Source organism: Morganella sp. HMSC11D09 (assembly GCF_001807955.1).
GTDB classification, from domain to species: domain Bacteria; phylum Pseudomonadota; class Gammaproteobacteria; order Enterobacterales; family Enterobacteriaceae; genus Morganella; species Morganella morganii.
On the sequence record NZ_KV791647.1, the window covers coordinates 1 to 13,567 of the forward strand.

The 13,567-nt window shown below is 52.4% G+C and carries 12 protein-coding genes; 7 read left to right on the top strand and 5 right to left on the bottom strand.

The genetic code is table 11. The features are described 5' to 3' along the window. Nucleotides 1-49 precede the first annotated feature (49 nt). Nucleotides 50-631 (bottom strand): D-glycero-beta-D-manno-heptose 1,7-bisphosphate 7-phosphatase, encoded by a 582-nt coding sequence (gene gmhB / locus HMPREF3119_RS00995; RefSeq protein ID WP_004237249.1) that lies wholly within the window; start codon nucleotides 629-631, stop codon nucleotides 50-52. 170 nt (nucleotides 632-801) lie between these two features. Between gmhB and metN the strand changes: the two genes are divergently transcribed. The 6 genes from metN (at nucleotide 802) to proS (ending at nucleotide 6,480) form a co-directional block, all read left to right on the top strand. After that, entirely contained in the window at nucleotides 802-1,836 is a 1,035-nt protein-coding gene (gene metN, locus HMPREF3119_RS01000) for a methionine ABC transporter ATP-binding protein MetN (RefSeq protein WP_004237248.1), read from the top strand. Then, entirely contained in the window at nucleotides 1,829-2,482 is a 654-nt protein-coding gene (locus HMPREF3119_RS01005; protein ID WP_070578069.1) for a methionine ABC transporter permease MetI, read from the top strand. Before metN ends, HMPREF3119_RS01005 begins: the two co-directional genes overlap by 8 nt. A gap of 59 nt (nucleotides 2,483-2,541) precedes the next feature. Next, complete coding sequence (locus HMPREF3119_RS01010; RefSeq protein WP_004237246.1) at nucleotides 2,542-3,357, top strand: MetQ/NlpA family lipoprotein; 816 nt, start codon at nucleotides 2,542-2,544, stop codon at nucleotides 3,355-3,357. 181 nt (nucleotides 3,358-3,538) lie between these two features. Then, nucleotides 3,539-3,949: an Rcs stress response system protein RcsF gene (gene rcsF / locus HMPREF3119_RS01015; RefSeq protein ID WP_004237245.1), complete on the top strand. Its 411-nt coding sequence runs from the start codon at nucleotides 3,539-3,541 to the stop codon at nucleotides 3,947-3,949. Beyond that, nucleotides 3,942-4,649 carry a tRNA (N6-threonylcarbamoyladenosine(37)-N6)-methyltransferase TrmO gene (gene tsaA / locus HMPREF3119_RS01020; protein ID WP_004242235.1) on the top strand — a complete coding sequence of 236 codons (708 nt, stop codon included), beginning with the start codon at nucleotides 3,942-3,944 and terminating at the stop codon, nucleotides 4,647-4,649. The genes rcsF and tsaA overlap by 8 nt, the downstream gene beginning before the upstream one ends. 109 nt (nucleotides 4,650-4,758) lie before the next feature. Next, nucleotides 4,759-6,480, top strand: a complete 1,722-nt coding sequence (proS, locus tag HMPREF3119_RS01025; RefSeq protein WP_070578072.1) for a proline--tRNA ligase — start codon at nucleotides 4,759-4,761, stop codon at nucleotides 6,478-6,480. 72 nt (nucleotides 6,481-6,552) lie between these two features. Here proS and nlpE read toward each other — a convergent pair whose 3' ends face one another. After that, the gene (gene nlpE / locus HMPREF3119_RS01030; protein WP_070578075.1) at nucleotides 6,553-7,212 is read right to left on the bottom strand and encodes an envelope stress response activation lipoprotein NlpE; all 660 of its coding nucleotides are present in this window, start codon (nucleotides 7,210-7,212) and stop codon (nucleotides 6,553-6,555) included. A 267-nt stretch (nucleotides 7,213-7,479) separates the two neighbouring features. On the opposite strand from nlpE, the gene rof reads away from it, so the two are divergent. Then, a complete protein-coding gene (gene rof, locus HMPREF3119_RS01035) occupies nucleotides 7,480-7,746 on the top strand; it encodes a Rho-binding antiterminator (RefSeq protein ID WP_004237241.1) in 267 nt (88 codons plus the stop codon). Here rof and tilS read toward each other — a convergent pair. Genes tilS through dnaE form a run of 3 tightly spaced genes read right to left on the bottom strand, consistent with a single transcriptional unit; the run spans nucleotide 7,724 to nucleotide 13,567 of the window. Beyond that, nucleotides 7,724-9,106 (bottom strand): tRNA lysidine(34) synthetase TilS, encoded by a 1,383-nt coding sequence (gene tilS / locus HMPREF3119_RS01040; RefSeq protein WP_080737682.1) that lies wholly within the window; start codon nucleotides 9,104-9,106, stop codon nucleotides 7,724-7,726. The two genes, rof and tilS, sit on opposite strands and share 23 nt — an antisense overlap. Nucleotides 9,107-9,115: 9 nt before the next feature. Further along, nucleotides 9,116-10,075, bottom strand: a complete 960-nt coding sequence (accA, locus tag HMPREF3119_RS01045; protein ID WP_004242231.1) for an acetyl-CoA carboxylase carboxyl transferase subunit alpha — start codon at nucleotides 10,073-10,075, stop codon at nucleotides 9,116-9,118. Nucleotides 10,076-10,087: 12 nt separating this feature from the next. After that, a complete protein-coding gene (gene dnaE, locus HMPREF3119_RS01050) occupies nucleotides 10,088-13,567 on the bottom strand; it encodes a DNA polymerase III subunit alpha (protein WP_004237238.1) in 3,480 nt (1,159 codons plus the stop codon).

Genomic DNA, 13,567 nt, shown 5'->3' on the forward strand with positions numbered 1-13,567 from the left:
GTGTTTATTTCAGCTTTTTTTCTGTTTGCAGATAAAACACCCAATCGGGTTACTTTTTAGGTGATTTTGCGCTTTTTTGTACGGGTTTCAGCAGTGCAGGTAAATCCGCGATACTGTTAATCACAATATCTGCCGCCGCTTCGGCGTCTTCCGTTACCGGTTTACCGGTGCGTACCAATACGGTTGTACCCACTTCGGCTGCCCGTCCGGCCAGCATATCGTCGAGCTTATCCCCTACCATATAAGAGTTACTCATATCGATCTTCAGAAATTTCTGTGCATCCAGCAGCATACCCGGCTCCGGTTTACGGCAGTTACATTCCTGACGAAACTCTTCGACAGTACCTTCGGGATGATGAGGACAATAATAGATACCATCCAGGTCAACGCCGCGATCCGCCAGAGACCAGTCCATCCATTCTGTCAGATGCATAAACTGATCTTCGGTAAACATACCGCGGGCAATACCCGACTGATTTGTGACTATGATTAAAGCGTAGCCCATCTGCTTGATGGCCTGCATTGCTTCAATCGCGTTCTCTATAAACTGAAAATCATCAATCTCATGGAGATAGCCGGTATCTACGTTAATGGTGCCGTCTCTGTCCAGAAATACTGCGGGGATACCCATGGTTACACTCTTAGTCCGTCATCAATAATGTATTTAGTATCGCCTATTTGATGCGGAATGAGAATGCGGCCTGATAACTAAATCCTGTTGACTTAGCCGTCCAGACATCTTAACATCCGAAAATCATCTGGTGAACAACCAGTTTCACGTAACAAGGTAATAATAATTACATGATAAAGCTGACGAATATAAATAAGGTTTTTCAGCAGGGTCATCGCGAAATACAGGCACTTTCTGATATTAACCTGCACGTCCCGCAAGGGCAGATTTACGGTGTGATTGGTGCTTCCGGCGCCGGGAAAAGTACGCTTATCCGCTGTGTGAATATGCTGGAACGGCCGACATCCGGACAGGTACTCGTCGGCGGCCGTGACCTCACTAAGATGAACGATAAAGAGTTAACCCGTGCCCGTCGCGGCATCGGAATGATTTTTCAGCACTTTAACCTGCTGTCCTCCCGTACTGTTTTCGGGAACATCGCTCTGCCCCTGGAACTGGACCGCGTACCGGCGGCGGAAATTGAAAAACGGGTTGTGAAGCTGCTTGACCTGGTCGGTCTGTCTGATAAACGGGATGTTTATCCGGCAAATCTGTCCGGTGGTCAGAAACAGCGTGTGGCTATCGCCCGCGCACTGGCAAACGAACCGGAGGTATTACTGTGTGATGAGGCCACCAGCGCCCTGGATCCGGCAACGACCCGTTCGATTCTGGAACTGCTGAAAGACATCAACCGCCGGCTGGAGTTAACTATCCTGCTGATCACCCATGAAATGGATGTGGTGAAACGCATCTGTGACCAGGTTGCGGTTATCAGCGGCGGACAGCTGATTGAACAGAATACGGTGAGTGAGGTGTTCTCTCATCCGAAAACACCAGTGGCACAGGCCTTTATTGAATCCACGCTGCATCTGGATGTGCCGGAAGATTATCTGGCACGTCTGAAACCGGAACCGGCGGAAGGACTGGGTCCGCTGCTGAAACTGGAGTTTGGTGGTCAGTCTGTCGATGCCCCGCTGATCTCGATTGCATCACGCAAGTTCAATATTGATATCAGCATCCTGAGTTCTCAGATGGATTATGCGGGTGGTGTGAAATTTGGTGTCATGCTGGCAGAACTGGACGGTAACAGCCCGCAGGATGTTGAAGCGGCGATTAGTTTTCTGAAAGAACACCACGTAAAAACAGAGGTTCTCGGTTATGTCTGAAGGAATGATTTTACTGTTAGTTAAAGGCATCTGGGAAACCCTGGTTATGACATTTGCATCCGGTTTCCTGGGATTTTTAATCGGTCTGCCGGTGGGGGTACTGCTGTATATCACCCGTTCTGGGCAAATTGCGGATAATAAAAGCCTGTACCGGACCTTGTCCGTGCTGGTCAATATCTTCCGCGCGATTCCGTTCATTATCTTACTGGTGTGGATGATTCCGTTTACCCGGTTAGTCGTCGGTACATCTATCGGGTTACAGGCTGCCATTGTGCCGCTGACTGTCGGCGCTGCACCGTTTATTGCCCGTATGGTGGAAAACGCCCTGCTGGAGATCCCGTCAGGACTGATTGAAGCATCGCGGGCGATGGGAGCCACACCATTACAGATTGTCAGCAAGATCCTGCTGCCGGAAGCATTACCGGGACTGATCAACGCCGCTACCATTACGCTGATCACCCTCGTGGGTTACTCCGCAATGGGTGGTGCTGTCGGTGCAGGCGGGTTAGGTCAGATTGGTTATCAGTATGGTTATGTCGGATATAACGCAGTAGTTATGAATACGGTATTGGCATTGCTGGTTGTTTTGGTCTTTATCATTCAGGTAAGTGGTGATCGTCTGGTTAAGGCCGTTACCCACAAATAAGACTCTCTCCGCGCCGCACTGACTGCGAACGCGTATTAAACAGAACGAGGAAAGAAAAGATGGCTTTTAAATTAAAATCGCTTGTCGTTGCCGGTGCTTTGCTGGGTTCATTAGTGCTGGCGGGTTGCGGACAGAATGAAAAAGATCCGAAAAGTATCAAAGTCGGCGTGATCGTCGGTGCTGAACAGCAGGTGGCAGAAGTGGCGAAAAAAGTCGCCAAAGACAAATACGGCCTGAATGTGGAACTGGTTACGTTCAACGACTACGTCATGCCGAACGAAGCGCTCAGCCGTGGTGATATCGATCTGAACGCATTCCAGCACAAACCGTATCTGGATCAGCAGATTAAAGACCGTAACTACAAATTAACTCCGGTGGGCAATACCTTTGTTTATCCGATTGCCGGTTATTCAAAGAAAATCAAATCACTGGATGAATTACAGGACGGCGCACAGGTCGCTCTGCCGAATGACCCGACTAACCTCGGCCGTTCACTGCTGTTATTACAGAAGCAGGGATTAATCAAACTGAAAGAAGGCACCGGTCTGCTGCCGACAGTTCTTGATGTGGTTGAAAACCCGAAAGGTCTGAAACTGATCGAGCTGGAAGCCCCGCAACTGCCGCGTTCACTGGATGATAATAAGATCGACCTGGCCGTGATCAACACCACTTACGCCAGCCAGATCAACTTAACCCCGGCTAAAGACGGCTTATTTGTTGAAGATAAAGATTCACCTTACGTCAACATTATTGTCTCCCGCGAAGATAATAAAGACAGTGAAGCGGTGAAACAATTTGTTCAGGCATATCAGTCTGATGAAGTCTTTAACGAAGCAGATAAAGTCTTCAACGGCGGTGCGGTGAAAGGCTGGTAAAAGACCGGGAGTTCAGAATAACTGCTAAGTTCTTTTATCTTTAATCAAAGAATATTACACTGAGGGTGAACAATTGTTCACCCTTTTTATTTTGTTATAATCATTAAATGTTCATCATATAAATAATAATATTTCATCTGCCCTTACTTTTCTGTTTTGTACAGCCAGAGGATTGTTTTCCATGCGAGTGCTTATTATCAGCCTGCTTGCTCTTCTCATCGCGGGATGCTCTTTCCGTCAGAGTCATTCTGAACAGGAGCAGGCGCAATACGCCGATATGCGGCTGAAAAAATCGGCCGGTAAAAAAGCCAAATCAACATCCGCAGCATCACGCGTCAAACTCTATCTCCACCCGGAAGAACTGCTGGGTAAACCTTTCCGTGACCTTGGTGTGGTTTTGGGTCAGAATTGCCGTGAAGCGGCAAACCCTGCACAGTCCGGTATTCCGGCAGCCCGTAAGCAAATGCTGTCCCGGGCCGGAAAACTGAAAGCAGATGCCGTGTTACTCCACCAGTGCGCCGTGAACCCCGCGCAGGGTTGTAAGCAGCTGGCGGTATGCGAAGGTACTGCGATTAAGGTTGATGATGTCTGAGTTTTCATTTTCGCCCGTGGGGTTTATCCGCTCACCGTGGCAGGAAAAATTTGCGATTCCGCGCCAGCCGGGGCTGGTTGAGGATGGTACCGGGGAACTGCACTTTGTGGCGCCCTATAATCACGCCGACTGCGTGCGCGGACTGGAACAGTTCAGTCATGTGTGGGTCATCTTTGTTTTCCATGATATTCCGGCCGGCAGCTGGCGTCCGCTGGTACGCCCGCCGCGCCTTGGCGGTAATGCAAAAATGGGCGTGTTTGCCACCCGCTCCACCTTCCGCCCGAATCCGATCGGGATGTCGCTGGTTGAACTGAAAAAAGTCTGTTACGACGGCGATACGGCGTATCTCTCCCTCGGCAGCCTGGATCTGCTTAACGGCACACCGGTGCTGGATATCAAACCCTATCTGCCCTATGCTGAATCCGTGCCCGGCGCACTGGCCGGTTTTGCGCAGGAAGAGCCGCCGGCGGATATGCCGGTCGTGTTCAGCCCTGCCGCGCAGCAATTCATAACAGCTCAGGCCGCACAATATCCTGATTTGGCGCGTTTTATCACACAGGTACTGGCGCAGGATCCGCGTCCGGCGTATAAAAAACAACAGGCTGACGATAAAATTTATGCCGTGCACCTGCTGGATTTAAATGTCCGCTGGCATATCCGTGACGGCGTGACCGAAGTCATCAGTCTGGAAAAACGCTAAACCCCTTTTGGGGCGCGGCAGTCACTGGTAAACTGTCAGGCTTAACTTCACTTCTGCGCAGAATATTTCTGCGATAAGACATGTTTGTCGTTCTAATGGAACCTAAATAATGCGTACTACCCAATATCTGCTCTCTACTCTGAAAGAGACCCCTGCTGACGCCGAAGTGGTCAGTCATCAGCTGATGCTGCGCGCCGGGATGATCCGTAAACTTGCTTCAGGTCTGTACAACTGGATGCCGACCGGTGTCCGCGTATTACGCAAAGTTGAAAAGATCGTACGTGAAGAGATGGAAAATGCCGGTTCACTGGAAATCTCCATGCCGGTGGTTCAGCCCGCAGATTTATGGCTGGAGAGCGGACGCTGGGAACAGTACGGTCCGGAGCTGCTCCGTATTACCGACCGCGGCGATCGCCAGTTTGTTCTGGGTCCGACGCACGAAGAAGTGGTCACGGACATCATCCGTAACGAAGTGACATCTTACAAACAGCTGCCGCTGAATGTGTTCCAGATCCAGACCAAATTCCGTGATGAAGTCCGTCCGCGTTTTGGTGTGATGCGCTCCCGTGAATTCATCATGAAAGATGCGTACTCTTTCCACCTGACTCAGGATTCTCTGCAGGAGACGTACGATACGATGTATCAGGCGTACAGCAAAATCTTCAACCGTATCGGACTGGATTTCCGTGCAGTAATGGCAGATACCGGCTCTATCGGCGGAAGTGCATCCCACGAGTTCCAGGTTCTGGCACAGAGCGGCGAAGATGATGTGATTTTCTCCTCTGAGTCCGATTACGCGGCCAATATCGAACTGGCGGAAGCGGTCTGCAACATTACTGAGCGCCCTGCACCGCAGAAAGCAATGGAACTGGTTGATACACCAAACGCGAAAACTATCGCGGAGCTGGTTGAACAGTTTAATCTGCCGGTTGAGAAAACCGTCAAAACCCTGATTGTTCACGGCAGCAAAGAGAGCGGCCACAAACTGGTTGCGCTGCTGGTGCGCGGTGATCACGAACTTAACGAAGTGAAAGCGGAAAAACATCCGCTGGTTGCTTCTCCGCTGGAGTTCGCGACAGAAAAAGAGATCCGCACAGCCGTGAATGCGGGCCCGGGTTCACTGGGGCCGGTCAATCTGCCGCTGCCGGTGGTCGCTGACCGTACCGTTGCCATGATGAGTGATTTCGGTGCCGGTGCGAATATCGACGGTAAACACTATTTCGGTATCAACTGGGAGCGTGATGCTGCCCTGCCGGAAGTGGCGGATATCCGTAATGTGGTCGCTGGTGACCCGAGCCCGGACGGCAAAGGTACCCTGATGATCAAGCGCGGGATTGAAGTCGGTCATATCTTCCAGCTCGGTAAAAAATATTCCGAAGCACTGAAAGCGACTGTTCAGAACGAAGCCGGTCACAACGAAGTGGTCTTTATGGGTTGCTACGGTATCGGAGTCACCCGTATTGTTGCCGCAGCGATTGAGCAGAACTTCGACGATCGCGGAATTATCTGGCCGGATGCGATTGCACCGTTCCAGGTTGCTCTGCTGCCGATGAATATGCACAAATCTTACCGCGTGAAAGAAGTGGCGGAAAAACTCTACGCTGATCTGACCGCTCAGGGCATTGAAGTAATCTTTGATGACCGTAAAGAGCGTCCGGGTGTGATGTTTGCGGATATGGAACTGATGGGGATCCCGCATACCATCGTTATCGGTGATCGCAACCTCGACAGCGGTGTGGTGGAATACAAATACCGCCGCAGCGAAGATAAATCCCTTATCGCGCTGGATGACGTTGTCAGTGTGCTGAAAGAGAAAATCATCACTGCCTGATTATCAGTGCTATGAATACAAAAAGGCTGAACATCTGTTCAGCCTTTTTTATGCCTGCGGGATTCAGAGAACTTACTGACAACCGCGGGATTTATCCAGTACGGATTTGCCGGTCTGGATCAGCGCCTGATCAAACTGGCCGTCTTCCATGGACGGACGGATGGTGTAATACCCTTCCACTTCCAGATAGACAGGTTTTCCGCCTTCAACGCCCAGCTTACCGTAGCCCTGCTCTAAACCGATATTGCCCGGCACCCCATAAACCACGCCGGTCTGGCAATCTTTAAACGTTGCCGCATCCGCCATATAACGATATTCACCTTTCAGCTGTACCGGTTTCACCATTTTCAGGGTGTAGTTCAAATCCGATTTAACCGGGTTGCCGTCGATATCCAGCATTACCAGCGATTTATCCTGCGGATCATAATAAGCACGCTGCCCGGCAGTATCGGTCAGACGCAGTTTTTCGCCGTCTTTCGCCCAGGTCCCGGTTTCAAAGAAGGTCTGGTTGCCGTCGCGGGTTTCCAGATAGGTGCGCTGCATAACATAGGTGCCATCACCTTCCAGTAAAACGGTCACATCCATGCCGGAGCAATCGGCACACGGAACCACGCCGTTATAGGCACGGTCAAGAACATGGACTTCCGGAGTTGGTGGCACAACCACTGTCGAACTACAGGCCGTAATGCTGAAAATGCCTGCCGCCAATAAGAGTTTTGTCAGATTTTTCATGTTTCCCCCTGAACATCAGATGAGGTAATGTTAGCAAAATGATTGTCAGTTTTTGTATATTCACGCGCTTTCAGACAATTACGCATTTTTATTTTTAAAATGGCAATGATTTTCCTCAAAACAGTGATAAACAATATGTTTTGCCGATAATAAAATGTAATCAGTAATAGCCAATATGATAACTATGATATAGTCTGCTGGGAGCGATGAGGCTATTTGAATAACCATCCGCGGATGATACCGCAAGCGAAAGTATGGTGAGGGAATATGTCTGCAGAAAACGAATATCAACCAATTAATTGTGATGACTATGACAACCTCGAACTGGCCTGCCAGCATCATATGGTACTGGAAGTGACCTTACAGGGGGGCGATGTTCTGACAGGAAAAGCGACCGATTTGGTGCTCCGGAAGAAAGTAGAGTACCTTGTTGTCACGATTGACAACGAACTGCGGGAGCTTCGTCTGGACTCTATTGTCAGCTTCAGTCATCCCGAACTGGGAACAGTGGTTATTGATCACTCACCGTCCTGAATAACTCTGCAACCCCGTCCGCGGGGTTGTTTTTTTCCTGCATAATCATCAGTTTTGCCTCATCCGCTTCTCCCTCTTTCGTGACAAATACCCCGACCGCCGCTATCAGCGTATCGTTATACCAGAGCAGCGGTGTGCGTTCGCGCAGCCAGGGCGCAACGCCGCATTCCTGCCACAGCTTTTTGGCTGATCGCCCGCGATCACGGCCGCAGATATGATAATGCCCCTGCAAACCAAAACGGACAGTCACCTGTTCATCCGGGCGCGGCGGACGCACCACAGAAGCCACATCCTGTGTAGTGACCGTTTCCGCCATCCGCAAAATGCCGGCATCATCAGGCAGTTGCAGCGCAGAGTGCAGATCCCACGGCAGGCAATAGTCTGATAACCCAGCGGTTTTTTCTGTCACATGCAGTTTATTCTGATAACGGCGGATGGTGACCGGTTTCAGATAATAGCCCGGCTCTGCATCCGGTTTCGCCAGTGCCACTTCCTGCCAGAGCAGTGCCAACTGATGCTGTGACGGCATCTGCACACCACAGTGTTTCAGCCAGCGGCGCAGTATGCCGTTGCGTTTCGCCGTCCCGGCGCTGAGCAGCGGGATAAAAGATAACCCGTTATCCGCATCCGTTAACTGCATAAGTTCCGGCAGCAGCAGTTCATCCAGCAGGGCTTCCTGTTCACCGCAAAGCGCGGCACTGCGGGAAACTGCCTGAGCAAAGTGCGGCCAGCGGGCATTCAGTTGCGGTAATACCGCATGGCGCAGAAAATTGCGGTCATAACGGCGATCCTGATTACTGTCATCCTCGACCCAGGAAAGCTGATAATATTGTGCATACTGTTCGAGCTGAGCACGGCTGAAGGAGAGTAACGGACGGATCAGCGGATTGGCACCGAATGCCATCTGTTCCGGCATGGCGGAGAGACCGGCAGGGCCGCTGCCGCGTTTTAAGGCAAGAAAGAAGGTTTCGCTCTGATCATCCAGATGCTGTGCGGTTACCAGCGCCTCATCCGGAGCTATCACTTCACGGAAAGCCTGATAACGTGCGTCTCTGGCAGCAGCTTCGATCCCTTTTCTGCGGGGATCAACCTGCACGCGGCACACCTGAAACGGAACAGAGAGTGAATCACAGAATGTCCGGCAGTGTTCTGCCCAGTCATCCGCCAGCGGGTTTAATCCGTGATGAATGTAGACTGCCCGCAACCGCAGCGCCGGACGCTCAGCGGTCTGCCACTGCCGCAGAGTATGCAGCAGGACAACGGAATCAAGCCCGCCGCTCAGTCCCGCCAGGATTGCCTGCTGAGAGGCAAACACACGGCGGAACACGGCAGACAGTGATTCACAAAAGGCTGTATCCACAACTAGTTATCAGCAGTAGCCGTAGCTCATCAGGCGCTCATAGCGGCGATTAGCCAGAGACTCGCTGTCCAGTTTATCCAGCTCTTCCAGATCAGACAGGATCTGTGCTTTCAGGGATGCGGCAACCGCTTCATAATCACGGTGCGCGCCGCCCAGCGGCTCAGGGATCACATTGTCGATCAGTTTCAGCTCTTTCAGACGCGGCGCGGTGATCCCCATCGCTTCTGCGGCGATCGGCGCTTTATCCGCACTTTTCCACAGAATCGAGGCACAACCTTCCGGTGAAATCACAGAGTAAGTGCTGTATTGCAGCATATTCACTTTGTCGCCCACTGCAATCGCCAGTGCACCGCCGGAACCGCCTTCCCCGACCACGGTACAGATAGTCGGTACTTTCAGGCGGGACATTTCACGCAGGTTACGGGCAATCGCCTCAGACTGGCCGCGCTCTTCCGCGCCCACGCCCGGATAGGCCCCCGGGGTGTCGATAAAGGTGATCACCGGCAGATTAAAGCGCTCTGCCAGTTCCATCAGACGCAGGGCTTTGCGGTAACCTTCCGGTGCCGGCATGCCGAAGTTACGGCGGATTTTTTCTTTGGTTTCACGGCCTTTCTGATGGCCGATAATCATCACCGGACGACCGTCCAGACGGGCAATCCCGCCGACAATCGCTTTGTCATCCGCATATGCGCGGTCGCCTGCCAGTTCCTGAAAATCGGTAAAGATCAGTTTGACGTAATCCAGGGTATACGGACGACGCGGATGGCGTGCCAGCTGAGCAATCTGCCAGGCACCCAGGTCAGCGAAAATCTTACGTGTCAGTTCCAGACTCTTCGCCCGTAAGCGTTCAACTTCTTCGTCAAGATTGATATCGAGTGATTCATCCTGGCGGCTGACCGCGGTCAGCGAATCAATTTTCGCCTCTAACTCGGCAATCGGCTGTTCAAAATCCAGAAAATTAAGACTCATAATGTTCCTATTTTAGTCAAATTCTAATTCTACCTGCTCATTACCCAGCAGAGTCCGCAGATCCGTCAGAAGGGTATCGGTCGGGGTGACCCGCCAGGTGGCACCGAAACGCATCCGCGCTCTGGCATCGTCCTTCTGGTAATAAAGGTGAACCGGTATTGTCCCGGAGCGGTGCGGTTCAAGCGCACCGCGCAGCCGGTGCAGCAGTTGTTCGTCAATTTGCCCGTCCGTGAGCGAGATAGCAAGCCCGCGCGCATATTTTTCGCGTGCTTCGCTGATATCCAGCAGCTCCCTGACCACCATTTTAAGCCCGCCGCTGAAATCATCAAAGCTGACCTGCCCGGAAGCAATCAGAATGCGATCCTGTTCGAGCAGATGCTGGTAACGTTCCAGTGCATCGGAAAATAGCATAATTTCCAGCCGGCCGGAACGATCATCGAGGGTACAGACACCAATCCGGTTTCCCCGTTTGGTGGTGATCACCTTGGAAGCCAGCACCAGACCGACTACCGTGGTCATCTGACCACGCGGTGTCGGGTTAACATCTTTCAGACGTAAACCATGAGTATAGCGCTCAATCTCCTTCAGATAACGGTTTATCGGATGTCCGGTAAGATACAGTCCGAGTGTTTCCCGCTCCCCTTCAAGGATAATTTCGTCCTGCCATTTCGGAATATTGGCATAAGAGCGCTCTACCTGCTCCGGTGCCTCTGCCAGTACCCCGAACATATCCGCCTGACCGATGGCTTCCGCTTTGGCGTGCTGATCCGCTGCTTTCAGCGCATCCTCCAGTGAGGACATCAGCGCGGCGCGGTGCGGCCCCAGCCGGTCAAACGCGCCGGACATAATGAGTTTTTCCATTACGCGGCGGTTCAGTTTTTTGGTGTCCGTGCGGGCACACAAATCAAAAATATCCTTGAAATACCCGTCCTTACGGGCTTCCAGAATCGCTTCAATCGGGCCTTCACCGACACCTTTAATCGCACCGATACCATAGACTATCTCACCTTCATCATTGACATGGAAGTGATACAGTCCGCTGTTGATATCCGGCGGCAGGACTTTCAGACCCATCCGCCAGCATTCATCCACCAGCCCGACGACTTTTTCGGTGTTATCCATATCCGCCGTCATCACGGCAGCCATAAATTCCGCCGGATAGTGTGCTTTCAGCCACAGTGTCTGATAGGAAACCAGCGCGTAGGCAGCGGAGTGAGATTTGTTAAACCCGTAACCGGCGAATTTCTCCACCAGGTCAAAGATTTTCATGGACAGCTCGGCATCGATGCCGTTTTTCACCGCGCCCTCTTCAAATACCGAGCGCTGTTTTGCCATCTCTTCCGGCTTTTTCTTACCCATTGCACGGCGCAGCATATCCGCGCCGCCCAGGGTATAGCCCGCCAGCACCTGGGCAATCTGCATCACCTGTTCCTGATAGAGGATGATGCCGTACGTCGGTTCCAGTACCGGCTGCAGGGATTCATGCTGCCATTCCACATCCGGGTAAGAGATAGCCTCACGTCCGTGTTTACGGTCGATAAAGTTATCCACCATGCCCGACTGCAGCGGGCCGGGCCGGAACAGCGCCACCAGGGCTATCATGTCTTCAAAGCTGTCCGGACGCAGACGCTTGATCAAATCTTTCATGCCGCGGGATTCAAGCTGGAAGACCGCTGTGGTTTCCGAGCGCTGCAGCATATCAAAGCTTTTCTGGTCGTCGAGCGGGATAGCCGCGATATCCACCGGCGGCTTGCCTTTTTTCTCATTGCGCGGGTTAATCATGCCCAGCGCCCAGTCGATAATGGTCAGTGTGCGCAGACCGAGGAAGTCAAACTTCACCAGACCGGCATATTCCACGTCGTTTTTATCAAACTGTGTGACCGGGTTATTCCCTTCCGGGTCGCAGTAAAGCGGTGCGAAATCGGTAATTTTTGTCGGCGCGATCACCACACCACCGGCGTGTTTGCCGGCGTTACGTGTCACCCCTTCCAGGATGCGCGCCATATCGATCAGCGCCCTGACTTCCTCATCGGCCTCATACACCTCGCCGAGCTGCGGCTCTGCCGCAAAGGCTTTTTCCAGTGTCATACCGGGATCCGGCGGCACCAGTTTGGAAATTCTGTCGACAAACCCGTACGGATGCCCCAGTACACGGCCGACATCGCGGATAACCGCTTTTGCCGCCATCGTACCGAAGGTAATAATCTGAGAAACGGCATCACGCCCGTACATTTCGGCTACGTGATCAATCACGCGGTCACGTTTTTCCATACAGAAATCGACGTCAAAGTCGGGCATGGAAACACGTTCCGGGTTCAGGAAGCGTTCGAACAGGAGGTCGAACTCCAGTGGATCCAGATCGGTGATTTTCAGGGAGTACGCCACCAGTGAACCGGCACCGGAACCACGTCCCGGCCCTACCGGCACATTGTTATCCTTCGACCACTGGATAAACTCCATCACGATCAGGAAGTAGCCGGGGAAGCCCATCTGGTTAATCACTTTCAGTTCAACATCCAGACGCTCGTCATATTCCGGGCGGCGCTGCGCACGCACTTCCGGATCCGGGAACAGGAACGCCAGGCGCTCCTCCAGTCCCTCTTTCGAGCGTTTGACCAGATAATCTTCCGTGCTCATGTCCCCGGTCGGGAACTGCGGCAGGAAATACTCGCCGAGACGGATGGTGACGTTACAACGCTTAGCAATTTCGACGCTGTTCTGCAGTGCTTCCGGGATGTCGGCAAACAGCTCGCACATCTCGTCCTCACTGCGCAGATATTGCTGAGGGCTGTAGAGTTTCGGACGTTTCGGATCCGCTAACGTATAACCATCATGAATGGCTACGCGGATTTCATGGGCGTCAAAATCTTCACTGCTGATAAAGCGGACATCATTGGTCGCCACCACCGGCAGGGATTTCTCTGTCGCCAGCTGTACCGCAGCATGCAGATAGCTTTCCTCATCCTGCCGGCCGGTGCGGATAAGCTCCAGGTAGAAGCTGTCCGGGAAGTGGGTCTGCCAGAATTCCAGCGCCTGCTCCACCAGGGCGCTGTTACCGCGCAGCAGAAACTTACCCACATCCCCCTTGCGCCCGCCGGAGAGAATAATCAGCCCTTCTTTGTGATTAACCAGCCAGTCGCGCTGAATAGTCGGCCCCTGTGCACCATAGCCTTTCTGATAGGCTTCGGAGATAAGCAGGGTCAGGTTCTGATAACCGGTATTATTGCGTGCCAGAATCGTGAGTGACGCCAGTTCATCACCCAGCAGCTCGCTTTCCATCAGGAAATCCGCGCCGACAATCGGTTTCACCCCGGCGCCGTGCGCACTGCCGTAAAATTTAACCAGCCCGCACAGGTTAGTGAAGTCCGTAATCGCCATCGCCGGCATATTCATCGACGCCACTTTTTTGACCAGCGGTCCGGTTTTCGCCAGTCCGTCAATCATGGAATAGTCGCTGTGAATATTAAGATGAATAAAACGCGGTTCCGCCAT